Genomic DNA, 25361 nt, shown 5'->3' with positions numbered 1-25361 from the left:
AGTTATTGTTGGATTTCAGGTTTTATATTTCCAAAAAATTTAAAAAATTCGCTATCAGGTGATAAAATTAAAGAAGTTTCACCACCAATAAGAGCTTTTTCATATGCTTGCATAGCTCTGTAGAATGCAAAAAATTCTGGATCCTGGCCAAAGGCGTCAGCAAATATTTTATTTCTTTCTCCATCACCTTCCCCTTTCATGATCTCAGATTGTTTTTGAGCATCTGCTAAGATTACAGTAACTTCTTTGTCTGCAGTGGATGTAATTGTAACTGCCATCTCTGCACCTTTTGCTCTGAATTCTTTTGCTTCCCTCTCTCTTTCAGTTTGCATTCTTCTATAGATTGCATCACTGTTAGCTTGAGGTAGATCTGCTCTTTTAATTCTAACATCAACAATATTTATTCCAAAGTTTTGTGCTTCATTGTTTACACCTTCCTTAATTAAAGCCATCTGCTTAGATCTATCTTTAGATAATAATGTTTGTAATTCCTCTTGACCTAATACATTTCTAATTCTTGAATTTATAATTGTGGACAGTCTTGATCTTGCAACTCTTTCGTTTCCAACTGAAATATAGAATTTTAATGGATCAACTATTTGAAACCTTGCAAATGCATCTACTATTAAACGTTTTTGATCTGATGCAATAACCTCTTCTGGTGGAGCATCTAAGTTTAAAATTCTTTTATCTAAATAAACAACATTTTGAATGAAAGGAATTTTAAAGTTTAATCCCGGCTTCATTATAATTCTTTTTGGATCACCAAACTGAAGAATAATTGCTTGGTTAACCTCTTTAACTATAATTACTGATAAAAAAGCTACAACACCAATTGCTACTAATACTGCTGCTAATATTTTTCCAGACTTCATTTTAATTCGTCGCTTTCTTCTTTAATTCAGGCAAAGGTAAGTATGGAACTACACCTGAACCTGCATTTTTTTCTATAATTACTTTATCAATATCTGCTAAAACTTTTTCCATAGTCTCTAGATACATTCTTTCTTGAGTAACTGCTTTTGCATTTTTATATTCATTGTAAATAGCTATAAATCTACTTGCTTCACCTTCAGCTTTTGCAACAACCTCTTTTTTATATGCTTCTGCAGCTTGTAAAATTTTTTGGGCTTCCCCTCGCGCTCTTGGAATAACATCATTTGCATAGGCTTCAGCTTCGTTTTTAGATCTTTCCATGTCTGCTCTTGCAGCCTGTACGTCTCTAAATGCATCAATTACTTGATCTGGTGGGTCTGCTTTTTGTGTTTGAACTTGTGTAATTTGAATTCCACTTTCATAATCATCTAAAATAGTTTGAATAATTTCTTGAGTTTCAAGCTCAATTTTTGATCTTCCTTCTGTTAAAATTGGTTGAATATCACTCTTTGCTATCACTTCTCTCATTGCGGTTTCAGCAGCTGCTTTAACTGTACCTTCTGGGTCTTGAATTTTAAATAAAAAATTCCCAGCATCTTTAATTACCCAAAATACAGAAAAATCTATATTAACAATATTTTCATCTCCAGTTAACATTAAGCTTTCCTGTGGAACATCAGCAACACCTCCACCTGTAGAAAAACCACTGTCTCTTTCAGATCTAAAGCCTATATCCATTCTATTAACCTTGGTAACTTTCGGTGTTTGAACAGTCTCAACAGGAAAAGGTATATGGTAGTTCAAACCAGGCTGTGTAGTTTTTACAAACTTACCAAATCTTAATACAACGCCTTGTTCATCAGGTAATACTCTATAAAGTCCACTCGCTAACCATACAAAAACTAAAACTAATAAAATTAGACTTATTGATTTTCCTCCTGAAGTTTTTCCACCAGGTAAAAATTTTTTAATTTTATCTTGAAGATCTCTAATTAATTCGTCGATATTTGGTGGTGTAGGACCTCTACCTGAACCATTACCACTACCACCTCCACCCGGAGGTGATCCCCAAGGACTTTGGCCTTTAAAATCATCTGACATGCCAAAGTATATAGTGTCTTTATTGTAAAAAACAAGTAATGATACTTTTATGACTGACAAAAAACCTGAACTTAGTGCCGCAATGAAAAGCAAGCTAGAACCTAAAAAATTCACTAAAAATCCTATTCTTGGTACTAAGTTTACAATTGCAATCTCTAGTGCAAAAGGTGGTGTTGGAAAATCTACATTTGCAACGAATCTTGCTTTAGCTTTGAAAAAAGTTGGATGCAAAGTTGGTCTTTTAGATGCAGATATTTATGGTCCATCAATACCTAAAATGTTTAATATTAATGAAAAACCTAAAAGTGATGGTCAAAAATTAGATCCAATTACAAAATATGACATTCAGTGTATGTCTATTGGTTTTTTAGCTGATCAACAAACTCCAATGATATGGCGTGGTCCTATGGTTACAAGTGCAATTAAAACTTTTACTCAGAAAGTAAATTGGAAAGACTTAGATTTTATTATCGTTGATATGCCTCCAGGAACTGGCGATACTCAACTTACATTTTCTCAAGAAATAAAAATGGATGGTGCAATAATTGTAAGTACACCTCAAGAAGTAGCTCTTTTAGACGTTAAAAGAGGAATTAAAATGTTCGATAAACTAGGGGTTAAGATTTTGGGTTTAGTTGATAACATGAGTTTTTTTATTGGTGATGATGGAAAAAAATATAAAATTTTTGGAGAAGGCGGGGTAAAAAAAACTGCAGAGGAATTTCAAAAAGAATTTTTAGGTGAAATTCCAATTAATCCTGAAGTGGGTAAAACTGGTGATGAAGGAAAGCCAATTGTGGAAACTAACCCTGAGCATGAAATTTCTAAAATATATTTAAATTTTGCTGAAAAAATTAAATCAGCTTATCTTTAAGATCAAAAGCAGTCATTAATTCATTCCACTCTCTTTTAGACAATCCAGAACTTTCAAGATCTACAGTTTCACCTTTAATAAGTTTTTGAATTATAACTTTTCCTTTTGCAGAAACTTCTGTGCCTCCTACTCTATAATCCATAAATGCATCATAAGTTATAGGAACCCATTTTTTTACAGTATCTAGCATAATTTCTGCATAAACTCTAATTTCATATTGAGCGTGACTATCAGCTCTTAATCTTAAAAAATTCATTAAATTTAATAAATCAGTTTTCCAATACCATTGGGTATAAGTATTTAGTGTTAAATTCATTCTTGCAAGTTCTCTCGCTAGACCTTTTTTATTTTCATCAATAGTTGATCCATCAAATCTTTCATTAAGCATTGTCTCATAATTATCATAAGTTCTCTCTGCATCGCTTTTTAGAAGTTCTAAAACTTCCTCTGCCTGTTTTCCTTCCAAGACATCTCCTCTACCCTGTCTGTTGCTAGTTGATTGAGCGGCTAAATTTTCTTGTGATGGCAAATAAAATTCTTTATCCAAAATTGAATACCTTGCAGAATATTCATTTACATTTGCAGTTCTGTGTCTAATCCATTGTCTTGCAATAAATATTGGAAGCTTAACATGATATTTAATTTCACACATTTCGAATGGAGTGCTGTGCCAATGCCTCATCAAATATTTAATTAGTCCTTTGTCTGTTGAAACTTGTTTCGTTCCTTTTCCATATGAAACTCTTGCTGATTGAACGATGGACGTATCATCCCCCATATAATCAACCACTCTAACAAAACCATGATCTAAAGCTGGTATTGCTTCATATAGGATTTTTTCAAGCTCAGGGGCAGTAACTCTTTTTGTTTGGTTGCTTTGAGATTGTTGATTTTTTATCTCTTCTTGTTGTTCTTTAGTTAATTTCATGATTGTTATTGAATCTGTTGTAATTACTTTTATATTAATAATGTTGGTTTTCCAACTACGACGATAAACGAATTTCGTAATAACCATTGCGGACGTGGGGGCAGTACCCACCACCTCCACCATTACAACTTATGGGGGTGAACTAGATTCGACGGGTGACTAAAGGCTATTCTTTCGTTCGGGATTGTTCCACCGTAACGGGCTAATTTATAATTGCTAACGAAAGTTACGCACTTGCTGCCTAATTAACTTAGTTAATTAAGCAAACGGGGTCTGGGGCACCTGGCAACAGAACGCCCCCCTATTTAATTTAATTTTTTTTAATTTCAGCTTGAGCAGCAGCCAACCTTGCAACAGGAACTCTATAAGGTGAACAAGAAACATAATTCAATCCTGCTTTAGAACAAAAAGATATACTATGTGGATCTCCTCCATGCTCTCCACAAATACCTAATTTAAGATTTTTATTTTGTTTTCTTCCTTTTTCTACTGCTATTTCAACTAAATCTGAAACTCCTTCATCTATTGAAACGAAAGGATCAACAGAAAAAATTTTGTTTTCTAAATAATCATTTAAAAATTTACCACTATCATCCCTACTAATTCCAAAAGTAGTTTGAGTTAAATCATTTGTTCCAAAACTAAAGAATTCTGCATGCTTAGCAATCTCCTTTGCTTTTATTGCCGCTCTAGGTAATTCAATCATCGTTCCAACTAAAAATTCTATTTTCAATTTATTTTCTTGTTGAACTTGACTAGCAGTTCTAATTACTAATTCTTTCATTATTTTAATTTCAACCTCCGTAGATACTAAAGGTATCATTATTTCAGGAAATGCAGATTTAATTTTATTTTTTTTGAGGAAAGCCAAAGCCTCGAATATTGCTTTGCATTGCATTTCATAAATTTCAGGAAAAGATATTCCTAGACGACATCCCCTATGACCTAACATAGGATTTTGCTCATGGAGCTCTTCAATTCTTGACTCAACCTCTTTAACTGGGAGATTAACTATACTAGCAACCTCATTAATTTCCTTTTCTGTACGTGGTAAAAATTCATGTAATGGTGGGTCCAACAATCTAACTGTGACTGGTAATCCACTCATGATTTTAAAAATATCTATAAAATCTTTTCTTTGATGTGGTAACAGTTTTTGTAATGCTATTGCTCTGTCTTCTTTTGTTTTAGATAATATCATTTCTCTTACAGACAAAATTCGTTCTTCATCAAAAAACATATGTTCAGTTCTGCATAATCCAATACCCTCAGCACCAAAATCTTTTGCTGTTTTGGTATCTTTTGGTGTCTCAGAATTTGTTCTTACTTTTAATTTCCTAAAGCTATCTGCCCAAGACATTAACTTGGAAAAATCACCAGATATTTCAGGCTTCACAGTTGAAACACTTCCATCAATAATTCTTCCAGTTGAGCCATCAATAGTGATTACGTCTCCTTCTTTAATCTCCATTGAAGAAGTTTTAAAAGATTTATTTTCATAGTTTATATCAATTTCACTTGATCCTGATACACATGGTCTACCCATACCTCTCGCAACAACAGCTGCATGACTTGTCATTCCTCCTCTAGCAGTCAAAATTCCTTTAGCAGCATGCATTCCTTGTATATCTTCTGGGGAGGTCTCTACTCTAACCAAAATTGTATCTTGCATCATTGCGGTTAATCTTTCAGCCTCTTCTGATGTAAATACAACTTTACCACTAGCTGCACCTGGTGATGCTGGCAATCCATTTGCTATAACATTAATTGAACTTTTTTCATCTAAAGTTGGGTGTAAAAGTGTGTCTAAAGAATTTGGGTCAATTCTTAATACAGCTTCCTTTTTAGAAATTAATTTTTCTTTAACCATATCAACTGCGATCTTCACTGCTGATTTTGCTGTTCTTTTTCCTGATCTTGTTTGAAGCATCCATAGTTTACTATTTTCAACTGTAAACTCTACGTCTTGCATATCTTTGTAATGCGTCTCTAATTTTTTCAAAATTTTTTGAAGTTCTTTAAAGACTTTAGGCATAGACTCTTCCATTGATAATTCTTTTACTTTAGCATCTCTCCTAGCTTTTTTCGTTATGTATTGAGGCGTCCTTGTGCCCGCTACAACATCTTCGCCTTGCGCATTAATTAAATACTCACCATATATTTCATTTGATCCATCTGATGGATTTCGTGTAAACACAACTCCCGTTGCACAATCATCACCCATATTTCCAAAAACCATTGATTGAACATTTACAGCAGTTCCCCACTCGGCTGGGATTTGATTTAGTTTTCTATAAACTTTTGCTCTATTACTTTCCCATGATAAAAATACTGCGTTTATTGCTCCTAACAATTGTTCGTGAACATCTTGAGGAAAATCTTTTTTTGTCTTTTCTCTTACTGTTCTTTTAAAATCTTCAATTAATCCATCCCAATCACTTTCATCTAAATCTGTATCTAATAAAACACCTTTTGTAAGTTTATAATTTTCAATTAATTCCTCAAAATGATAACCTTCTACACCCATTACCACATTACCGTACATTTGAATGAATCTTCTATAACTGTCTTTAGCAAATCTTCCATTTGAAGTTTTAATTGCTAAAGCTTTAACTGTTTTATCGTTAAGACCCAGATTTAGAATAGTATCCATCATACCTGGCATTGATACTCTTGCACCAGACCGCACAGATAATAAAAGTGGATTTTTTAAGTCCCCAAATTTCTTAGAAACATCTTTTTCGATTAATTTTAATTCTTTTTTAATTTGAGAAATTAAACTTTTATTTAATCTTTTTTTATCCTTATAAAAAATTTCGCAAACTTTTGTGGATATTGTAAAACCAGGAGGCACAGGAAGACCCATTCTTCCCATATCAGAAAGATTAGCACCTTTTCCTCCTAAAAAGTTTTTAGGATTTTTAATTTTTTTACTATCCTTGGAATTAAAGTTTAAAATAAGTTTTTTCATTAACGGGAGTCGATTAGAGCAAAATTAACATAATTGTTGAACGTTTTACACATCATTTGGATTAGTTCCAGCCTATTCTTCTTTATGACCAGATCATCTTCGTTCACAATTACATTATCAAAAAAGTCAAAAACCTCTCTTTTAACGCTAGCTAAATTGTCCAATGTTTGAACATAATTTTCATCTTTATTAATGCCTGAGAAATATTTCCTTAATTCACTAATTTTTTTAAATAGGTTTTTTTCTAAATCAGTTTTAAAAATTCCAGGGTCAGTTGTATTTGATAATTCTATTTTATCTTTTTTTAATTCACCGTCTAAAATGTTTGAGGCTCTTTTATAGCTTGCAACAATATCTAAACCATTTGGTTTGTTAATAATTTTATTTAAATGTTTAGCTTTATTAAAAATAATAACAGATTGATCTAAGTTAAAAGAACTAGTTGATGCTTGAATTATATCATTTCTAATATTTTCTTCCTTCATGTGATATTTTAATCTGTCCATTAAAAAATCTGATAATTCATTTTGTAGGGATTGGTTATCAATTTCAAAACCTTGATCTAAATACAGGCTTAAAGAATAATTAATTAGATCTTTTATTTTAAAATCTTTTTTATTTTCAACTATTATTCTTATTACCCCCAATGCTAACCTTCTTAGAGCATACGGATCTTTCGAACTTGTTGGTTTTTGATTTAAACCAAAAAAACCAACTAAAGTATCTATCTTATCAGCTAAAGAAAGGGCTATGCTAAATGGTTTTTTTGGAACTCTTGAACCTGAACCTGTAGGTAAATATTGCTCACTTATCGCCAAAGCTAAATCTTTATCAAAACCTTGTGCGTTAGCAAAATAACCTCCCATCACACCTTGGAGTTCTGGAAATTCACCTACTAGTTCTGATAATAAATCAACTTTACAAATTGATGCTGACAATTCAACTTTTTCTTTACTGATTAAAAGTTCATCAGATATCATTCCACCCAATTTTCTCATTCTTTGGGCTTTATCGAAATAACTTCCTAATCCTTTAAAATAATTCATTGATTTTAATTCAGTAACTTTTTTGACCATATTTTGAGATTTATCTTTTTTCCAAAAAAATTCTGCATCACTTAATCTTGCTTCAACTACTCTTTCATTTCCTAATTTAATTAATCCCTTTTTGTCTTTTTTGTTTGCAACCACTAAAAACTCATTGGTAATATTTTCTTTATTATCAAATATAGGAAAATATTTTTGGTGGTATTGCATGGTAATAATTAATATTTCTTTTGGAATATTTAAAAATTTTTTATCAAATTCACAAAGAAGGATATTTGGTTGATCTGTTAAATCTACAACTTCATTGAGTAATCTAGGATTATGTTGGATCTTAATATTTTTATTTTTTAATATATTATTAAATTTTTTTTCTATTAATTTTTTTCTTTCATTGTGATCAACGATAATGTCAATTTTTTTAAAAAAACTTTTATAATTTTTAAATTCTAAGAAAGACTTTTTATTTTCCTCAAATTCTTTATCAATAAAAGTTGAGTTAGAAGATGTTAGGTGATGAAAATTAAAATTTAACTTTTTTTTATCAAATACAGCTAGAATTGACTTTAAAGGTCTACCCCAATTTAGGTCAAAAGTTCCCCAATACATTGATTTTTTCCATTGAATTTTATTTAATAATATTGGGATAAATTCCTCTAATAATTCATGTGTGTGCAATTTTTTTGATTTTGTCTTAAAAAAATAAAATTCTCCTTTGTCTGTTTTCTTTTGGTAGAGATCCTTTTTTAAGATTTTATTTGACCTAACAAACCCCTCTAGTGCTGTCTCTGGTGACTTAATATTTGGACCTTTAATCTCCTCAGATTTTAGTACAACATTTTTTTGAACACCTTCAAATAATAACACTAATCTATTTGGTGTTGAATATGACGAGCTTTTTTTAAATAAAATTGATTTTTCTAAAAATAAATCATTAAAACTTTTAAGTAAGTCTTCCCTTAAATTTTGTTGAAGATTTGAAGGTATTTCTTCACTAAATAATTCTAAAAAAAACTCTGACATTATTTTTGACTATCTAACCAAACGCCAGCTACAGATTTTGTAATATCTCTTATTCTAGCAATATAACCAGCTCTTTGTGCGACACTGATTGCACCTCTTGCATCTAGAATATTAAACACATGACTGGCTTTTAAACATTGATCATATGCTGGTAATGAAATTTTTTTTTCTACCAAATCTTTTGCCTCAGACTCATGCATTTCAAACATTTTCAAAAGTTTTTCTACATTCGCATGTTCAAAATTGTATGCTGAAAATTCTTTTTCGGCTTGATGAAAAACTTCGTGATATTTTACACCTTCATCATTCCACAATAAATCATAAACATTTTTTTCTTTTTGGGTAAACATACAAATTCTTTCTAAGCCATAAGTGATTTCAACTGATACAGGTTTACAATCAAATCCAGCCATTTGTTGAAAATAGGTGAATTGAGTAATTTCCATTCCATCACACCATACTTCCCACCCCAATCCTGCGGCACCTAATGTTGGACTTTCCCAATCATCCTCAACAAACCTTATATCATGATCATTATGATCTATTCCTATAGTAGACAAACTTTTTAAATAAAGTTTTTTTATATTTTCAGGAGAAGGTTTGATTAAAACTTGAAATTGATAATAGTGTTGTAACCTGTTTGGATTATCTCCATATCTTCCATCTGTAGGTCTTCTTGATGGTTGTACGTAAGCTGCTTTCCATGGTTTAGTTCCTAGTGATCTTAGGGTGGTAGCTGGATGAAAAGTTCCTGCACCAACCTCCATATCGTAAGGCTGAAGAATAATGCATCCCTTTTTACTCCAAAATTTCTGAAGATTTAAAATTGTATCTTGGAATGTTTGAACTTTTTTTTTTTCTTTTTTTGCTTTAGAAACCATATCTTTGCCAAATTGATCTTTCATCTAAAATACTTGCTATTTGATCTACTTGATTGTTAGATGAAGAAAGTTTTTGACTTAACCATCCTTTTGATTTTTCAAATTTTTTAATAATTACATCCTCACCAAATTTATCTTTTAATATTTCATGTGCGTCACCTATTCCATCAATCAATCCTAAATTTTTTGCTTTACTGCCTGACCAAAACTCACCTGAAAAAAGTTCTACTTCAGATTTGTTTAATTTTGATCCTCTACTTTTTTCAACAACATCTATAAAGTCTTTATGAAGATCCAATTGAATATTTTTTAATCTTTCAATATCCTCATTTTTTTCTTCTAAAAATGGATCAAGTGTGCTTTTGTTTTTGCCAGCAGTATGAACTCTTCTTTCAACCCCAATTTTTTTTATCAACTCTGTAAATCCAAAAGAAGAATATATCACTCCTATGGATCCAATTATTGAACTTGAATTTGCATAAATTTCGTCCCCAGCACAAGAAATCAAATAGCCTCCAGAAGCTGCTACGTCTTCAGCGAATACAATAACTTTTTTTTTATGTTTTTTTGCTTGTTGTCTAATAAAGCTGTAGATTAGATGAGATTGAACTGGTGATCCTCCTGGAGAATTGATTGATATAGCAACACATGCCGCTTTTTTCAGAGAAAAAGCCTTTTTAATTAGTTCTTCTTGACCTGCAAAATCAATACCTTGTTTAAATTTTCCTGCATTACCAATAACGCCACTTAATTTTAAGTGAGCAACAATTTTTTTCTTTTTAAAAAAAGAGAACATAGGTAAGTCTTATAGAATTATTTATTGAATATAAAGACTACTTATAATTGAAGAAACTGGTGCGTCAATTGATAAGTAATATATATAAACAAATTATACTAATTTAAAAATCTTATGGGAACAGTTGTACAGCTTAAAAATCAAATAAATGATTCATATTTTCAACTTAAAGACTCTGTTGAAGAAAAACTGGTTTTAACCGAAGAAAAAATAAAATCAAAATTATCTAGTGATGTACAGCTGGTTCAAAAAATGACAGATTATCATATAGAAACCGGAGGAAAAAGACTAAGAGCTTTACTAACTTTGGGTAGTGCAAAATTATGCGGTTACTCTAAAGGCTCTAGAGATATAAATTTAGCTGCGTGTGTTGAATTAATTCACAGCGCAACATTGATGCATGATGATGTAATTGATGAAGGCACTGTTAGAAGAGGAAAAGAAACTTTAAACAAAGTTTGGGATAATCATTCGTCAGTTTTAATTGGAGATTATCTATTGAGTAGATGTTTTGAAATGATGGTAGAAGACGGAAACCTAGAAGTTTTAAAATTATTATCGTCCACTTCATCTAAGATTGCTCAAGGAGAAGTTCTACAACTTCAACACAAAGGTGAAGTTGATATGCTGGAAGAAACATATTTAAAAATAATCTCAGCTAAAACTGCTGAGTTATTTGCAGCAGCAACTAAAGTTGGTGCTATTTTATCTGATGCAGAAAATAAAGAAAAAGATGCTTTAGAATTTTATGGAAGAAACTTGGGATTAACTTTTCAAATAGCAGACGACACACTAGACTATAATGCTGAGCTCAAACTATTTGGTAAAAAAATTGGTCAAGATTTTTTTGAAGGAAAAATTACCTTACCAATAATTTTACTTTTTCAAAAATTAGGAAATGATGAAAAGAAAATTTTATCAAATATTTTTAAAAAAGAGTTTAGAAGTAAAGATGACTTTAATGAAATTATTGCACTTATAAATAAATATAAAATAATTCAAGAATGCTATCAAAAAGCTCAGCACTATATCAATTTAGCCTCAAACTCTCTAAGTGTATTTAAAGACTCTGAAGAAAAAAATATTCTTAAAAGATTAACATCATTTAGTTTATCAAGAAATTTTTAAGGACTTAATAAAGACTTTATCCACTTCCCAGAGTAATCTTTATTGTATTTTAATCTTTCGTGGATTCTGTTATCACCATCTAGCCAAAATTCAATACTATCTGGAGATAAAATCCATCCAGACCAGTGACTTGGTCTTGGTACATCTGATTTGTTGCTATATTTTTTTTTGAAATCTTGTATAGATTTTAACAGTTGTTCTCGCGAATTTAATTCTTCACTTTGCTTAGAAGCCCATGCTCCTATCCGGCTTTCATACGCTCTAGATGAATAATATTCATCTGCAACCTGATCAGAAACTAATGACACCTTTCCATTAATTCTTATTTGTCTTAGAAGACTTTTCCAATGGAAACACATCGCAGCATATGGATTTTCTTTTAATTCATTTCCTTTTTGACTATTTAAATTTGTATAAAATACAAATCCATCCTTGTTGAAATCTTTAAGTAAAACCATTCTAACTGTAGGAATATTTTTTTTATTTGACGTGGCCAAAGCAACAGCGTTTGGATCATTTGGCTCAGTTTTCTTTGCTTCCTCCATCCATTCATGAAATAATTGAATTGGATCATCTATATCAAGAAAGCAACTATTAAGACCTAAAGAGTTTTTTTGATTCATAATTTAAACAAAATAATCTATATAATATAAATAATGTCATTTAATACTTTTGGAAAGCTATTTCGTTTCACAACTTGGGGAGAGTCTCATGGGCCTGCAATTGGTTGTATTGTTGATGGTTGCCCTCCAAACATAAATCTTAAAGAGCAAGATATTCAAATAGAATTAGACAAAAGAAAACCAGGACAATCTAAATTTACAACTCAGCGAAAAGAGGATGACAAAGTTCAAATATTGTCAGGAGTATTTGAGGGAAAAACTACAGGAACACCCATTTCACTTATAATCTACAATAAAGATATGAGATCCAAAGATTATAGTAATATTAAAGATAAGTTCAGGCCAGGTCATGCGGATTTTACTTATTTTAAAAAATATGGAATTAGAGACTATAGGGGTGGTGGTAGATCTTCTGCTAGAGAAACTGCAGCAAGAGTTGCAGCCGGTGCAATAGCAAAAGTTGTACTTCAAAAAAAATTAGGTAAAAAATTTAAAGTAATTGGTGCAGTAACTCAGCTAGGAATTCTTGGATGTGATACAAATCAATGGAACGATAAAGTAATTTCAAAAAATCCATTTTTTTGTCCAGACAAATCAATGATTAAATTATGGGAAAAATATTTGCTTGGTGTAAGAAAATCAGGATCCTCTTGTGGAGCAGTGATTGAAATAAGAGCAAGAGGTATCCCAGTTGGTTTAGGTGCTCCAATTTATTCAAAATTGGATACTGACATAGCTTCAGGTCTAATGAGTATTAATGCAGTTAAGGGTGTAAATATTGGAGCAGGAATGAACTCAGCACAATTAAGTGGAGAACAAAATTCAGATGAAATTTCTTCAAGAGGAAATAAATTAAAATTCAATTCAAATAAAGCAGGTGGAATTCTTGGTGGAATTTCTACGGGCCAAGAAATTATTGCATCTTTTGCTGTCAAACCAACATCGTCAATTTTAACTAGTAGAAAAACTATAAATAAATTTGGGAAAAATACTTCAATATCTGTTAAAGGAAGACATGATCCTTGTGTAGGAATTAGAGCTGTACCAATTGGTGAGGCTATGATGAACTGTGTTTTACTTGACCACTACTTAATGAATAAAGCCCAGTGTGGTTAGTTTAAATTAATTTTTCACAACTCTTATTGTCTCCTTTTGAAACAAAATATCAGAGATTTTCTTAAAAATTTGAGAACTGTTTAATCCAGCTTTATCGTACATTTTTTTTGGATCAGCTTGTTCAATAAATTTATCTGGTAAAGTCATTGATCTAAATTTTAAACCTTTATCAAATACTCCTCTTTCAGCTAATAAATTTTTAACATGAGAACCGAAACCACCTATTGATCCCTCTTCAATAGTTATCATAAGCTCATGTTCCTTAGCAGATTTTAATATAAGTTCCTCGTCTAAAGGCTTTGCAAATCTGGCATCTATCAAAGTTGTTGAAACCCCTTTTGATTTTAATTGCTCTAAAGCTAACTTACACTCCTCAAGTCGAGTACCGAGGTTTAAAATACAAACTTTTGTCCCTTGTTGAACGATTCTTCCTTTACCAATTTCAATTTTTTCGTCTATTGATGGGAGATCAACACCTACTCCAGTCCCTCTTGGATATCTAATTGCAGAAGGTCTGTCATTTATATCTACTGAAGTATTAATCATTTTAACAAGTTCAGCTTCATCACTTGCTGCCATTACTACAAAGTTTGGTAAAGTTGATAAGTAAGTTATATCAAATGACCCAGCATGTGTTGATCCATCAGCACCAACTAATCCTGCTCTATCTATCGCAAATCTAACTGGTAAACTTTGGATGGCAACATCGTGGACAACTTGATCATATGCTCTCTGTAAAAATGTAGAATAAATTGCAGCATATGGTTTGTATCCTTCGGTTGCTAGACCGGCTGCAAAAGTTACAGCATGTTGTTCCGCTATTCCAACATCAAACATTCTATTTGGAAACTCCTTGCCAAAAATATCCATGCCAGTCCCTCCAGGCATCGCAGCTGTTATTCCAACTATTTTGCTATCTTTTTTAGCATGTTTAACTAACGTGTTTGCAAATACTTTTGTATAAGCTGGAAGATTTGATTTGCTCTTTACTTGTTCGCCAGTCTCTACATTAAATTTTGACACTCCATGATAATGATCGTTTGCTTTTTCTGCATAAGAATACCCTTTTCCTTTTTGAGTTTTGATATGAATCATTATAGGACCCTCATGTCTTGATTCTTTTGCATTTTTTAAAATTGGAACTAGGCTTGATAAATCATGACCATCTATAGGACCTGCATAATAAAAACCAAGTGAACTAAACAATGTACCTCCGGTAACTGCTGAACGGAAAAAATCCTCTGCTTTTCCTGCTTTAGCACTAAATCTTTTTGAAAATGCAGATGTAATTAATTTTAAGGTTTCTCTAAGACTAAAATATATTTTACCAGTAAATAATTTTGCCAAGTAAGTTCTCATTGCTCCAACTGGTTTTGCAATTGACATGTCGTTATCATTTAAAATAACAATCATTTTTGTCTTAGATGCTCCAGCATTATTCATGGCTTCATAAGCCATACCTGCGCTAATTGCTCCATCACCTATTACAGCTATTACATTGGAAGACTTATTTTCTAATTTATTTGCCTCTGCAATTCCTAATGCAGATGAAATAGATGTTGAACTATGTGCTGCTCCAAATGGGTCATACTCACTTTCAGATCTTTTTGTAAAACCTGATAAACCATTGCCCTGTCGTAAAGTTCTAATTTTATCTTTTCTTCCAGTTAAAATTTTATGTGGGTAAGATTGATGGCCAACATCCCATATTAATTTATCATTTGGGGTATCAAAAACATAGTGAAGTGCAACTGTCAATTCAACCACTCCCAAACCAGCACCAAGGTGACCTCCTGTTTCTGAAACAGCGGTTATCATTTCCTCCCTCACCTCATCTGCTACTTTTTGCAAATTATCTTCAGAAACTTTTCTTAAATCAGATGGAAAATTGATGTTATTTAAAAATTGATAGTTTTTTTTCATTTTTTTCTATTCAATATATAGCCTAATGTTTCATTTATTTTTTCAGATCTTGAACCATATTTTCTTAAATTCTTATTAATATCTTTTATTATCTTATCACAATACTTAAGTGAGTCATCATAGCCTATTAAATTTATAAGTGTTGCCTTGCCTTTTTTTTGATCTTTTCCTGTTTTTTTCCCAGCTTCCTTAGAATTACTTTTCAGATCAATTAAATCATCAGCTATTTGGAATAATAGACCAATTTTAGATCCAATATTTTCAAAAAATTTAATTTCTTGGATAGTTTTTTTCTTAATTATTGCTGGAGCTGCGCAACAAAAACTAAATAACATTCCGGTTTTTTTTATTTCCATTTCTAATATTTTATTCTTTGATATTTTCTTTCTCTCATAACTTAAATCTAAATATTGCCCACCAGCTATTCCTAAATGTCCTGAACATTCTGATAATTTTTTGATTAGATTAATCTTTATCTTTTCATTTAATTTCAATTTAGGACTTGATAAAATTTCAAAAGCTAAAGTCAGTAATGAATTTCCTGCTAGAACTGCTGTAGACTCACCAAATTTAATGTGAGCTGAAGGTTTTCCTCTTCTTATATCATCATCATCCATGCAGGGAAGATCATCATGAATAAGAGAATAAGCATGAATACATTCAACAGCCGACCCAACTATTATCAATGTTTTATAATCTATTGAAAATAATGACCCTAAGTCGGTTAAGATTTTAGATCTTATTTTTTTTCCACCTGGAAACAAACCATACTTCATGGGTGACATTAGCTGAGAATATTTCTGTGAATTAATATATTTTTTAAGGAATATATTTGTATCTTTAGCTATTTTATTAAGCTGTTTTTTCATTTTTTTTAGTTATCTCTTTAATCTTTTTATTTGTCTGTTCCCCAATAGATTTAAAATTTTTATGAAATTTCTTTTCAATAATATTATTTAATTTTAGAAGTTCTTGATAACTATCAACTGAATTGTTTAAATCATTTTCCTTCTCTAGAGACTCTATAATCTTATTTGCTTTTTCTGTAAGCTCTTCAACTGAATACTGATCATAATCAAGTGGTAATATTTTATCTTTCATATAATAATAATTATTAATACATGAAATCTATTCAATCAAATATCAAAAAAGCAAAAAAATATTTAGATAATAATCATTGTGTTGCGGTACCAACAGAAACTGTTTATGGATTGGCTGCAAACGCTTACTCAAATAGTGCGGTTAAGAAAATATTTAGTCTTAAAAAAAGACCATTAAATAATCCTCTTATTGTCCATTATTACAATATTCAAAGACTTAAAGAAGACTGTGATATAAATGATAATTTATTAAAACTTTACAAAATATTTTCTCCAGGTCCGATAACTTATGTTTTGAAATTAAAAAACAACTCAAAAATATCAAAATTTGTCACTAATAATAAAAAAAGTATTGCCGTACGTTTCCCTAAACATAAATTGTTAAGAAATTTATTAAAAAATTTAGATTATCCGGTAGCGGCACCTAGTGCAAATATATCCTCAAGATTAAGTTCAGTTAAACCATCTGATGTAAAAGAAGAATTTGGTTCAAAAATAAAATATATTTTAAATGGAGGAAAAAGTAAAATTGGAGTTGAGTCTACAATACTAAATCTTTTAGAAAAGCCCTCACTTTTAAGATATGGAGGCCTAGATACTAAAAAAATCGAAAATGTTTTAAAAAAAAAATTATTAATTAATACAAATTCAAAAAAAAAATTATCACCTGGTTTATTTCCGTTACATTACTCACCCGGGATACCTTTAAGAGTCAATGTTAAAAAACCAAAAAAAGATGAGGCTTATTTATTAATAAAAAAAAGAAAATTAAAATTAAAAAACTATTATTATTTATCCAAAATGAAAAATATAGATGAAGCTGCAAAGAATTTATATTCAACTTTAAGAAAAATTAAAAACGATGGTTTTAAAAAGATTGCAGTTGAGACGATTCCAAACAAAGGTCTTGGCAAAACAATTAACGATAGATTAAAGAGAGCCTCAAAATATTAATGACAAATTCTATTGAAGCAATCAATCTATCAAAAAAATATAAAGATAAAGAAGCGGTATCTAATATAAATTTTAAAATTAATGAAAATGAAATGGTTGGTTTATTAGGACCTAATGGATGTGGAAAAACTACAACTATTGGTATGATTTTAGGGTTATTAAAGCCAAGTAGTGGTGAGGTTTTAATCAACGGAGAGAATATTGAAAAAAATAAAATCTCGCTTCTCCATAAAATGAATTTTATTTCACCATATATTGAATTACCTAAAAAACTTAAAGTTAAACAAAATTTAATTGTTTATGGAAAATTATATAACATTCAAAATTTAAATGACCGAATAGATCACCTTGCAAATAAACTTAGATTAAAAGACCTTTTAAACAAAATTACTGGAGAACTTTCTTCTGGACAAAAAAACAGGGTAAGTCTTGCTAAAGCTTTAATAAATGATCCAACGGTACTATTGTTGGATGAACCCACTGCTTCACTAGACCCTGAAACTGGTGATTTTGTAAGATCGTTTTTAGAAGATTACAAAAAGGAAAAAAAAATATCAGTTTTGCTTGCATCCCATAATATGGAAGAAGTAAAAAGATTATGTAGCTCTGTTTTAATGATGAAAGATGGTTTAATAGTGGATAGAGGAACTCCTGAAGAGTTAATAACAAAATATGGGAGAAGAAACTTAGAAGAAGTATTTTTAGAAATTGCGAGAAAATAAAAATGAATTTAATTAGAATATACGGTCTTTTTTTAAGACACTTTTATTTAATAACTAGGTCATTTCCAAGAATATTAGATTTAATTTATTGGCCTTCAATTCAAATAACTCTTTGGGGATTTATTTCTAATTTTTTTGCAGCTCATAGCTCTTATTACAGTGGTGCAGTAGGAGTTATTCTTTCATGTGCAATTCTTTATGATTTTTTATTTAGAACCAGTATTGGCTTTAATATGTTGTTTTTAGAGGAAATTTGGAGCAGAAATTTTACAAATCTATTTATTGCGCCGATGAAAATTAGTGAGATAATTGTCTCTCTAGTTTTTACTGCTTTAATAAGAGCATTAATTGGTTTGATCCCAGCTATACTATTAACTTCTCCTTTGTTTGGTATATCTTTGCTAAAACTTGGTCTTCCTTTAGCATTTCTTTTCTTGAGTCTGTATTTATTTGGAATAACACTTGGTCTTTTTGTTTCAGCAGGATTGTTAAGATTTGGACCATCTTTTGAGAATATTGCATGGTCTACTATGTTTTTATTAGCACCTTTTGGCTGTATTTACTATCCAGTTGAAACACTACCCGGAATCTTCCAATCAATCGCTTTCGCACTTCCTTTGGTTTATATTTTTGAGGAGACCAGAAATATCTTGGTCAATGGAATGGTGAATTATGAAAATATTATTAATGCAATCTATCTGAATGGGTTTTATTTAATTTTGTCAATATTAGTATTTTATTACTCATTTGACAAAGCAAGAGATAAGGGAACTTTAATAAATATAGGTGAATAAACTGGTGCGCCTGCTAGGAGTCGAACCCAGAACCTCCTGATCCGAAGTCAGGCGCTCTATCCAGTTGAGCTACAAGCGCATATAGTATTAATATTATATTTTATGGAAAAAAACATTAATTTTATAGTCAATAAGGATGAGAAGAATTTAAGGGTTGATATTTTAATTAACAAAAGAGAGCAATTAATTAGTAGAACTAGAATTAAAAATTTAATTTTAAAAGAAAAGTTAACACTAAATAATGAAATAATTAAAAGTCCGTCAAAAAAAGTCTCAATTGGTGATACTATAAATCTTAAGATTCCAGAGCCTGAAATAGCATCCCTTAAACCTTACGAATTTAAATTAGAAATAATATACGAAGATTATGATCTATTAGTAATTAATAAACCTGCCGGAATAATCATGCATCCAGGAGCTGGAAATTATGATAAAACAATTGTTAATGCATTGATGCATTATGATAAGGATTCTTTATCAAATATAGGTGATGAGTTAAGACCTGGTATTGTTCATAGAATTGATAAAAACACATCTGGTTTAGTTGTAATTGCAAAAAACAATGAAACTCATGAAAATTTATCAAAACAATTTAGTGATCATACAATTATAAGAGAGTACCAACTTTTAATATGGGGAAAATTAAGACCCTCCTCAGGAAGGATTGAAACATTTATAACTCGTAGTTCAAAAAATAGACAACTAATGGAAGTCAGCAGTTCTAAAGGTAAGAAAGCTATAACAAATTATAAAACACTTGAAATTTTTGAAAATCAAAAAACACCAACTTTAAGTTTAGTTGAATGTAAATTAGAAACAGGAAGAACACATCAGATAAGAGTTCATATGAACTTTAAAGGAAATAGTCTAGTTGGAGATGACAAATATAAAAAAAAATATAAAAAATTAAAAAATATTGATTTTGATATCCAAAATTCAATTACAAAATTAAATAGACAATTCCTGCATGCAAAAACTTTAGGATTTATACATCCACGTACTAAGAAAGAGATGATTTTTTCCTCACTTTTGCCACAAGATCTAAATAATATCCTAAAAATGCTTAGAAACACTGAAGAATAAATTATTGAAAATTAGCTATAATTAATTAAATAAACACTGCTATGAGTAGAACAATAAGCAACAATCTGCCAACGCTTTCTAATGAAGGTGGGCTATCTGCATATTTAGAGCAGATTAAAAAATTTCCAATGTTAGCTGCAGAAGAGGAATATATGCTAGCAAAAAATTGGAGAACAACTGGTAATATTAAAGCTGCAGAAAAACTAGTCACTAGTCATTTGAGATTGGTTGCAAAGATTGCTATGGGTTATAAAGGATATGGTTTGCCTATTAATGAAATGATTTCAGAAGGAAATGTAGGTCTTATGCAAGCTGTTAAGAAATTTGAACCAGAAAAAGGTTTTAGATTGGCAACTTATGCAATGTGGTGGATTAAGGCTTCTATTCAAGAATATATTTTAAGATCTTGGAGTCTTGTCAAAATTGGAACTACTACTGCTCAAAAAAAATTATTTTTTAATCTAAAGAAAATTAAAAATCAAATTTCTCCAGAAACTGAAGGTGACTTAAGAGATGAACACGTTGATCATATAGCTAATAAGCTCGATGTAAGTAAAGAGGAAGTTGTTTCAATGAATAGAAGACTTTCTGGAAAGGAGTTCTCGCTAAATGCTCAAGTTGGGGAAGATGGCGATGAATGGCAAGACTGGTTGGTTGATAAAGAACTTGATCATGACTTAAAATTTGCTCACCACGAAGAAATGGAACAAAGAAAAGATTTGTTAAAAGACTCTATTAAAGTTCTTAACGATAGAGAAAGAGAAATTTTATACTCAAGAAGACTAAATGATGACCCAAGTACACTAGACGATTTAAGTAAAAAATATAAAATTAGCAGAGAAAGAGTTAGACAAATAGAAAATAAAGCATTTGAAAAACTCCAAAAGCACATGCTTCTATTAGCTAAATCAAAAAATCTTTTACCCGCAAACTAAACTTCAAAAGGGTTTTCAATTAAAATAGTATCATCTCTTTCTGGACTAGTTGAGATACTTGATACTTTTGCACCAATAAAATCTTCAACAGCAAAAATATATTTTTTTGCATTTTCGGGTAATGAATCCAGATTTTTAACTCCATTTGTAGAAATTTTCCAACCTGGAAAAGTTTCATAAATTGGTTTTATTTTTATTTGATCTTCTACAGCAGCAGGTAAATAATCTAATCTTTTACCATCAAGCTCATAAGCAACACACATTTTAATTTCATCTAACTCATCGAGTACATCTAATTTCGTTAAAGCGATACCATCAATCCCTGAAACTTTAATAGTTTGTCTTACCAAAACACCATCAAACCATCCGCATCTTCTTTTTCTACTTGTAACAGTTCCAAATTCTTTTCCACGTGTTCCTAAAAGTTCACCAACATCGTCTGTTAACTCTGTAGGAAAAGGACCTTCCCCAACTCTTGTTGTGTAAGCTTTTGTAATTCCAAGAACATAATTAATCGAATTGGGGCCACAACCAGTTCCTGTAGCTGCGCTTGAGGCAACAGTATTAGATGAAGTTACAAAAGGATAAGTTCCATGATCTACATCAAGTAAAATACCTTGGGCTCCTTCGAATAAAATTTTCTTTTTTTGTTTTTTAAATTGATCAATCTTTAGCCAAACTGGCTGAGAAAATTCTAATATTTTGGGTGCTATTTTAAGCAAATCGGATTTAAGCTGATCTTTTTCAAAAATTTTTTTTCCTAGGCCTATTCTAATTGCATTATGGTGAACTAGTACAGAGTCGAGTCTTTGATCTAAATTTTTTTCAGATCTAAGATCCATAACTCTTATAGATCTTCTTCCAACTTTATCTTCATATGCTGGTCCAATTCCACGTCTTGTAGTTCCTATTTTGCTTTTTCCTGCTGTATCCTCTCTAATCTCATCCATTTCTCTATGAAAAGGCAAAATTAAATTTGCGGACTCCGAAATAATAAAATTATTTACATTTACTTCTACCCCTTTAGATTTTATTTCTTCTATTTCCTCTAATAAAGCCCATGGATCTACGACAACACCATTACCAATAATTGATATTTTGCCTTTTCTAACTATTCCAGATGGCAATAATCTCAATTTATAAGTAACACCATCAATCACTAAAGTGTGACCAGCATTGTGACCCCCTTGGAATCTTATTACTACATCAGCCTGTTCAGATAACCAATCAACAATTTTTCCTTTACCTTCGTCACCCCATTGAGATCCAACAACGACTATATTTTTCATTATTTAAATTTTTTGTTTACTTTTAAGGAAGTGAGATGGTTAATTGGGCCATGACCTTTTCCATATTTTGGGTTTGATTTAATTGCAGAATTTACATACTTAATTCCTAGCTCACAAGATTTCTTTACTGTTTTTCCACATGATAAAAAAGTTGTAACTGAGCTAGATAATGTACAACCTGTACCATGAGTATTCTTTGTTTTGTGACGCTCACTTTTGAAGATCTTTATGTCTTTTTTGTTTATTAAAATATCAATTACATTTTTATGTTTTAAATGACCACCTTTTATAAGTACGTTTTTAGCTCCTAATCCTATAAGTTTATTAGCAGAAAAAATCATATCCTCTTTTGTTATAATTGTTGTTTTAGTCAAAATTTCTGCCTCTAGGATATTAGGCGTAATAAGTGATACTTTTTTAATTAATTTTAATTTTAATAACTGAATAGCTTTACTATCTATAAGTTTAGCACCTCCTTTAGCAACCATAACTGGATCTAATACGATTTTTTTAACTTTAATTACATCCAGAGCCTTCAGTACCATTCTAATAACCTCTGAGGAATGTAGCATACCAATTTTTATTGCATCAGGTCTTATATCTTTGCAACTATAAATAATCTGATTAAAAATTTCTTTTGGATTAATTCCAACAATTGATTTTACACCTGTGGTATTTTGTGATGTCACTGCAGTTATTGCTGTCATTGCATAAGAACCAAGTGCAGTGATAGTTTTTATATCAGCTTGAATACCTGCTCCACCAGATGAATCAGATCCTGCAATAATTAAAATTTTAGAATTAGGTTTCAATTTATTTAATTTTTTTTGTAATCATATTCACACATTTAAATAGAAGAGCTTTATTTTCGCTTTCTCCCATTACTCTTATTTTAGATTCTGTTCCTGATTTTCTTACTAAAATTCTTCCATTACCTTTAATTAATTTATCTGCATTTTTTATAATTTTTTTTATCACTGGTTTATTAATTATATTTTTATCTTTAACTTCGATATTTTCTAAAAGCTGAGGTGTTTTCTTAAATTGATCAAAAAATTCACTTGCCTTTTTTCCTTTTCTTAAAGCAAAAAGAGCTTCTAGAGCAACTAGCAAACCATCTCCTGTAGTAGCAAATTTACCTAAAATAATATGTCCCGATTGTTCACCACCTAAATTAAAACTATATTTCTGCATTTTTTCTTTAACATATCTATCTCCAACATTTGCCCTTAGAAATTTTATTCCTTTTGATTTAAAATATTTTTCTAACCCATAATTCGACATTAATGTTCCAACAACTCCTCCTTTTAACATTTTTTTGTTTTTCCATCTTGTTGCTAAAGCAGCTATAATTTGATCTCCATCTATTATATTGCTTTTTTCATCACACATTATAATTCTGTCAGCATCCCCATCTAAAGATATTCCAATATGTGCTTTATATTTTTTTACAGCAGATCTGATTTTTCTTGGAAAAGTTGATCCACATTTTTTATTAATATTTAAACCATTTGGTTTAATTCCTATTGCTATGACTTTAGCTCCTAATGATTTCAACAATTCAGGACCTGCCTTATAACCAGCACCATTTGCACAATCGATTACTATTCTTAGTCCCCTTAAATTGAACTCTTTAGTAAAATTTTTTTTTAATATTTTAATATATTTTTTGGTACCAGTTTCTAATCTTTTAACTCTTCCTAATTTTTCAGAATGCGAGAGGTTTTTTGAGATTTTCTTATCTATAAGTCCCTCAATTTTTTTTTCTATTTTATCTGATAATTTCATTCCATCAGGACCAAATAATTTTAAACCATTGTCAAAATGTGGATTGTGAGAGGCAGTGATCATTATACCCATATTAGCCTTCATTTCTTTTGTTAGCATAGCCAACCCATTAGTTGGTAAGGGTCCTAGAGTATAAACATGCATACCAGCTGAAGCCAAACCTGAAACAAGAGCTGGCTCAAGTGTATATCCTGACAATCTCGTATCTTTTGCAATTATTGCTGTTTGTTTTCTTTTTTTTTGGGATTTAAAGTATGTTCCGCTAGCAAGTCCAAATTTAAAGAACATATCTCCATTTATATATTCACTATTGACTGCTCCTCTTATTCCATCTGTTCCAAAATATTTTTTTGTCATTAGTTTTTGACTATCTCGTTAAAAACTTTAATACCTTGCTTAACTTCATTAACATCATGAATTCTTAAAATCTGAATTCCTTGCATTAAAAGATATATTGAAGAGGCCATAGTTCCACCGATCCTTGTTTTGCTATCATTTTTTTTTGATATATCTTTAATAAATCTTTTTCTTGAGTTCCCTACTAGTATAGGAAATCCTAATGAATGAAAAATAGAAACACCTCTTAAAAGATTCATATTATGTTTCAAATTTTTTCCAAATCCAATTCCAGGGTCTAAAATTATATTATTATGTTTAATGCCCTTGGACCTTATTAACTTAATCTTATCTTCAAAATAATCATATATATCTAATAATTCATTTTTATATTTCGCCTTCTTTTGCATATTTTCTGGTGTCCCAACTGAATGCTGTATTACAAATGGAATTTTATGCTTTTTTAAAATATTTATTGTTTTGGGATCATAACTTAACCCTGAAACATCATTGATCAGTTTAACTCCCATCCTGATACCATTTTTCATAATCCTAGACTTTCTTGTGTCTAACGATATTGGCATTTTTTTTACAATTAATTTTAATATCTTATTAATTCTATTCCATTCTTGCTTTTCATTTACAGGCTTCGATCCTGGTCTTGTAGACTCTCCACCAACATCTATCATAGATGCACCACTTTTGTACAAATTAATAGCATGAGTGATACCCTTATTTTTTTTATTAAATTTTCCTCCATCCGAAAAACTGTCGGGTGTAAGATTTAATACTCCTAAAATATTTGGAATTTTTTTAAAATTAAAATTAGAAAAATTTTTTTTTTTTGAATTTATTTTTTTAATATCAGCATTTATTTTTTTTTTTATATTATTTGGTAATTTCTTGACTTGATTTATAGAAATTCTTCTTATCTTTTTTCTTGTAATAATCTCAATATGGTCAAAAGATATTTCTTTAATCTGATGTAACGGAATAGATTTTTTTAAATTTACTAAAATTTTAGATTGATTACCAAAGTAGAAATTACACGCTCTTGTGTAATATCTTTGCATTATT

General features: G+C 30.4%; 23 protein-coding genes, 1 tRNA gene and 1 other RNA gene. 9 read left to right on the top strand and 16 right to left on the bottom strand.

Translation table 11 applies throughout. The features are described 5' to 3' along the window. Positions 1–2: 2 nt before the first annotated feature. Positions 3–875 (bottom strand): protease modulator HflC, encoded by an 873-nt coding sequence (gene hflC / locus ACTT9R_RS05770; RefSeq protein WP_440927058.1) that lies wholly within the window; start codon positions 873–875, stop codon positions 3–5. Position 876: 1 nt separating this feature from the next. Further along, positions 877–1977, bottom strand: a complete 1101-nt coding sequence (hflK, locus tag ACTT9R_RS05765; RefSeq protein ID WP_440927057.1) for an FtsH protease activity modulator HflK — start codon at positions 1975–1977, stop codon at positions 877–879. A gap of 49 nt (positions 1978–2026) precedes the next feature. Between hflK and ACTT9R_RS05760 the strand changes: the two genes are divergently transcribed. Next, the gene (locus tag ACTT9R_RS05760) at positions 2027–2851 is read left to right on the top strand and encodes an Mrp/NBP35 family ATP-binding protein (protein WP_440927056.1); all 825 of its coding nucleotides are present in this window, start codon (positions 2027–2029) and stop codon (positions 2849–2851) included. Here ACTT9R_RS05760 and thyX read toward each other — a convergent pair. Next, positions 2832–3779, bottom strand: coding sequence for an FAD-dependent thymidylate synthase (gene thyX / locus ACTT9R_RS05755; RefSeq protein ID WP_440927055.1), 948 nt, complete (start codon positions 3777–3779; stop codon positions 2832–2834). The genes ACTT9R_RS05760 and thyX overlap by 20 nt on opposite strands. Before the next feature lie 4 nt (positions 3780–3783). Between thyX and ssrA the strand changes: the two genes are divergently transcribed. Continuing rightward, positions 3784–4082: a transfer-messenger RNA gene (ssrA, locus tag ACTT9R_RS05750) on the top strand. A 7-nt stretch (positions 4083–4089) separates the two neighbouring features. Here the strand turns inward: ssrA and ppdK are convergent. The 4 genes from ppdK to ACTT9R_RS05730 are packed head-to-tail and all read right to left on the bottom strand — an operon-like array spanning position 4090 to position 10493. Then, positions 4090–6750 (bottom strand): pyruvate, phosphate dikinase, encoded by a 2661-nt coding sequence (gene ppdK / locus ACTT9R_RS05745; RefSeq protein WP_440927054.1) that lies wholly within the window; start codon positions 6748–6750, stop codon positions 4090–4092. After that, complete coding sequence (gene glyS / locus ACTT9R_RS05740; RefSeq protein ID WP_440927053.1) at positions 6750–8816, bottom strand: glycine--tRNA ligase subunit beta; 2067 nt, start codon at positions 8814–8816, stop codon at positions 6750–6752. Before glyS ends, ppdK begins: the two co-directional genes overlap by 1 nt. Continuing rightward, positions 8816–9697 carry a glycine--tRNA ligase subunit alpha gene (locus ACTT9R_RS05735; RefSeq protein ID WP_440927152.1) on the bottom strand — a complete coding sequence of 294 codons (882 nt, stop codon included), beginning with the start codon at positions 9695–9697 and terminating at the stop codon, positions 8816–8818. The genes glyS and ACTT9R_RS05735 overlap by 1 nt, the downstream gene beginning before the upstream one ends. Next, positions 9687–10493, bottom strand: coding sequence for a S49 family peptidase (locus ACTT9R_RS05730; RefSeq protein ID WP_440927052.1), 807 nt, complete (start codon positions 10491–10493; stop codon positions 9687–9689). Before ACTT9R_RS05730 ends, ACTT9R_RS05735 begins: the two co-directional genes overlap by 11 nt. 114 nt (positions 10494–10607) lie before the next feature. On the opposite strand from ACTT9R_RS05730, the gene ACTT9R_RS05725 reads away from it, so the two are divergent. Continuing rightward, positions 10608–11621 carry a polyprenyl synthetase family protein gene (locus tag ACTT9R_RS05725; RefSeq protein WP_440927051.1) on the top strand — a complete coding sequence of 338 codons (1014 nt, stop codon included), beginning with the start codon at positions 10608–10610 and terminating at the stop codon, positions 11619–11621. On the opposite strand, the gene pdxH is transcribed toward ACTT9R_RS05725, so the two are convergent. Beyond that, positions 11618–12244, bottom strand: a complete 627-nt coding sequence (gene pdxH, locus ACTT9R_RS05720; RefSeq protein WP_440927050.1) for a pyridoxamine 5'-phosphate oxidase — start codon at positions 12242–12244, stop codon at positions 11618–11620. The two genes, ACTT9R_RS05725 and pdxH, sit on opposite strands and share 4 nt — an antisense overlap. Positions 12245–12277: 33 nt before the next feature. Between pdxH and aroC the strand changes: the two genes are divergently transcribed. Next, on the top strand, positions 12278–13360 hold the full coding sequence (gene aroC / locus ACTT9R_RS05715) for a chorismate synthase (RefSeq protein ID WP_440927049.1): 1083 nt from the start codon (positions 12278–12280) through the stop codon (positions 13358–13360). Positions 13361–13366: 6 nt separating this feature from the next. On the opposite strand, the gene dxs is transcribed toward aroC, so the two are convergent. The 3 genes from dxs to ACTT9R_RS05700 are packed head-to-tail and all read right to left on the bottom strand — an operon-like array spanning position 13367 to position 16384. Further along, complete coding sequence (dxs, locus tag ACTT9R_RS05710) at positions 13367–15283, bottom strand: 1-deoxy-D-xylulose-5-phosphate synthase (protein WP_440927048.1); 1917 nt, start codon at positions 15281–15283, stop codon at positions 13367–13369. Then, positions 15280–16152 (bottom strand): polyprenyl synthetase family protein, encoded by an 873-nt coding sequence (locus ACTT9R_RS05705; protein WP_440927047.1) that lies wholly within the window; start codon positions 16150–16152, stop codon positions 15280–15282. Before ACTT9R_RS05705 ends, dxs begins: the two co-directional genes overlap by 4 nt. Continuing rightward, positions 16136–16384, bottom strand: coding sequence for an exonuclease VII small subunit (locus ACTT9R_RS05700; RefSeq protein ID WP_440927046.1), 249 nt, complete (start codon positions 16382–16384; stop codon positions 16136–16138). Before ACTT9R_RS05700 ends, ACTT9R_RS05705 begins: the two co-directional genes overlap by 17 nt. Positions 16385–16404: 20 nt before the next feature. On the opposite strand from ACTT9R_RS05700, the gene ACTT9R_RS05695 reads away from it, so the two are divergent. The 3 genes from ACTT9R_RS05695 to ACTT9R_RS05685 are packed head-to-tail and all read left to right on the top strand — an operon-like array spanning position 16405 to position 18853. Continuing rightward, positions 16405–17337 carry an L-threonylcarbamoyladenylate synthase gene (locus tag ACTT9R_RS05695; protein WP_440927045.1) on the top strand — a complete coding sequence of 311 codons (933 nt, stop codon included), beginning with the start codon at positions 16405–16407 and terminating at the stop codon, positions 17335–17337. After that, positions 17337–18059 carry an ABC transporter ATP-binding protein gene (locus tag ACTT9R_RS05690; RefSeq protein ID WP_440927044.1) on the top strand — a complete coding sequence of 241 codons (723 nt, stop codon included), beginning with the start codon at positions 17337–17339 and terminating at the stop codon, positions 18057–18059. The genes ACTT9R_RS05695 and ACTT9R_RS05690 overlap by 1 nt, the downstream gene beginning before the upstream one ends. Positions 18060–18061: 2 nt before the next feature. Continuing rightward, positions 18062–18853 carry an ABC transporter permease gene (locus ACTT9R_RS05685; protein WP_072090933.1) on the top strand — a complete coding sequence of 264 codons (792 nt, stop codon included), beginning with the start codon at positions 18062–18064 and terminating at the stop codon, positions 18851–18853. 2 nt (positions 18854–18855) lie between these two features. Here ACTT9R_RS05685 and ACTT9R_RS05680 read toward each other — a convergent pair. Then, a tRNA-Arg gene (locus tag ACTT9R_RS05680) sits at positions 18856–18932 on the bottom strand. A gap of 23 nt (positions 18933–18955) precedes the next feature. Between ACTT9R_RS05680 and ACTT9R_RS05675 the strand changes: the two genes are divergently transcribed. Together ACTT9R_RS05675 and rpoH are read left to right on the top strand one after the other, a co-directional pair. Beyond that, positions 18956–19936 carry an RluA family pseudouridine synthase gene (locus ACTT9R_RS05675; RefSeq protein WP_440927043.1) on the top strand — a complete coding sequence of 327 codons (981 nt, stop codon included), beginning with the start codon at positions 18956–18958 and terminating at the stop codon, positions 19934–19936. Between the two features lie 41 nt (positions 19937–19977). Continuing rightward, entirely contained in the window at positions 19978–20871 is an 894-nt protein-coding gene (gene rpoH / locus ACTT9R_RS05670) for an RNA polymerase sigma factor RpoH (protein WP_440927042.1), read from the top strand. Here rpoH and ACTT9R_RS05665 read toward each other — a convergent pair. The 4 genes from ACTT9R_RS05665 to folP are packed head-to-tail and all read right to left on the bottom strand — an operon-like array spanning position 20868 to position 25357. Further along, positions 20868–22160 carry an adenylosuccinate synthase gene (locus ACTT9R_RS05665; RefSeq protein WP_440927041.1) on the bottom strand — a complete coding sequence of 431 codons (1293 nt, stop codon included), beginning with the start codon at positions 22158–22160 and terminating at the stop codon, positions 20868–20870. The genes rpoH and ACTT9R_RS05665 overlap by 4 nt on opposite strands. Further along, positions 22160–22972: a bifunctional hydroxymethylpyrimidine kinase/phosphomethylpyrimidine kinase gene (gene thiD / locus ACTT9R_RS05660; RefSeq protein WP_440927040.1), complete on the bottom strand. Its 813-nt coding sequence runs from the start codon at positions 22970–22972 to the stop codon at positions 22160–22162. Before thiD ends, ACTT9R_RS05665 begins: the two co-directional genes overlap by 1 nt. 1 nt (position 22973) lies before the next feature. Next, a complete protein-coding gene (glmM, locus tag ACTT9R_RS05655) occupies positions 22974–24305 on the bottom strand; it encodes a phosphoglucosamine mutase (protein WP_440927039.1) in 1332 nt (443 codons plus the stop codon). Then, entirely contained in the window at positions 24305–25357 is a 1053-nt protein-coding gene (gene folP, locus ACTT9R_RS05650; protein WP_440927038.1) for a dihydropteroate synthase, read from the bottom strand. The genes glmM and folP overlap by 1 nt, the downstream gene beginning before the upstream one ends. Between the last annotated feature and the right edge of the window lie 4 nt (positions 25358–25361).

Origin of the sequence: Candidatus Pelagibacter sp., from assembly GCF_052049835.1 — a bacterium.
In the GTDB taxonomy this organism is placed as follows: domain Bacteria; phylum Pseudomonadota; class Alphaproteobacteria; order Pelagibacterales; family Pelagibacteraceae; genus Pelagibacter.
Note: the sequence above shows the minus strand (reverse complement) of the source record. Positions and strands in the feature narration are given on the sequence as shown.

Coding starts and splice junctions, on each gene's coding strand:
- hflC (WP_440927058.1), bottom strand. CDS start 875: ATGAAGTCTGGAAAAATATTAGCAGCAGTATTAGTAGCAATTGGTGTT.
- hflK (WP_440927057.1), bottom strand. CDS start 1,977: ATGTCAGATGATTTTAAAGGCCAAAGTCCTTGGGGATCACCTCCGGGT.
- ACTT9R_RS05760 (WP_440927056.1), top strand. CDS start 2,027: ATGACTGACAAAAAACCTGAACTTAGTGCCGCAATGAAAAGCAAGCTA.
- thyX (WP_440927055.1), bottom strand. CDS start 3,779: ATGAAATTAACTAAAGAACAACAAGAAGAGATAAAAAATCAACAATCT.
- ppdK (WP_440927054.1), bottom strand. CDS start 6,750: ATGAAAAAACTTATTTTAAACTTTAATTCCAAGGATAGTAAAAAAATT.
- glyS (WP_440927053.1), bottom strand. CDS start 8,816: ATGTCAGAGTTTTTTTTAGAATTATTTAGTGAAGAAATACCTTCAAAT.
- ACTT9R_RS05735 (WP_440927152.1), bottom strand. CDS start 9,697: ATGGTTTCTAAAGCAAAAAAAGAAAAAAAAAAAGTTCAAACATTCCAA.
- ACTT9R_RS05730 (WP_440927052.1), bottom strand. CDS start 10,493: ATGTTCTCTTTTTTTAAAAAGAAAAAAATTGTTGCTCACTTAAAATTA.
- ACTT9R_RS05725 (WP_440927051.1), top strand. CDS start 10,608: ATGGGAACAGTTGTACAGCTTAAAAATCAAATAAATGATTCATATTTT.
- pdxH (WP_440927050.1), bottom strand. CDS start 12,244: ATGAATCAAAAAAACTCTTTAGGTCTTAATAGTTGCTTTCTTGATATA.
- aroC (WP_440927049.1), top strand. CDS start 12,278: ATGTCATTTAATACTTTTGGAAAGCTATTTCGTTTCACAACTTGGGGA.
- dxs (WP_440927048.1), bottom strand. CDS start 15,283: ATGAAAAAAAACTATCAATTTTTAAATAACATCAATTTTCCATCTGAT.
- ACTT9R_RS05705 (WP_440927047.1), bottom strand. CDS start 16,152: ATGAAAAAACAGCTTAATAAAATAGCTAAAGATACAAATATATTCCTT.
- ACTT9R_RS05700 (WP_440927046.1), bottom strand. CDS start 16,384: ATGAAAGATAAAATATTACCACTTGATTATGATCAGTATTCAGTTGAA.
- ACTT9R_RS05695 (WP_440927045.1), top strand. CDS start 16,405: ATGAAATCTATTCAATCAAATATCAAAAAAGCAAAAAAATATTTAGAT.
- ACTT9R_RS05690 (WP_440927044.1), top strand. CDS start 17,337: ATGACAAATTCTATTGAAGCAATCAATCTATCAAAAAAATATAAAGAT.
- ACTT9R_RS05685 (WP_072090933.1), top strand. CDS start 18,062: ATGAATTTAATTAGAATATACGGTCTTTTTTTAAGACACTTTTATTTA.
- ACTT9R_RS05675 (WP_440927043.1), top strand. CDS start 18,956: ATGGAAAAAAACATTAATTTTATAGTCAATAAGGATGAGAAGAATTTA.
- rpoH (WP_440927042.1), top strand. CDS start 19,978: ATGAGTAGAACAATAAGCAACAATCTGCCAACGCTTTCTAATGAAGGT.
- ACTT9R_RS05665 (WP_440927041.1), bottom strand. CDS start 22,160: ATGAAAAATATAGTCGTTGTTGGATCTCAATGGGGTGACGAAGGTAAA.
- glmM (WP_440927039.1), bottom strand. CDS start 24,305: ATGACAAAAAAATATTTTGGAACAGATGGAATAAGAGGAGCAGTCAAT.
- folP (WP_440927038.1), bottom strand. CDS start 25,357: ATGCAAAGATATTACACAAGAGCGTGTAATTTCTACTTTGGTAATCAA.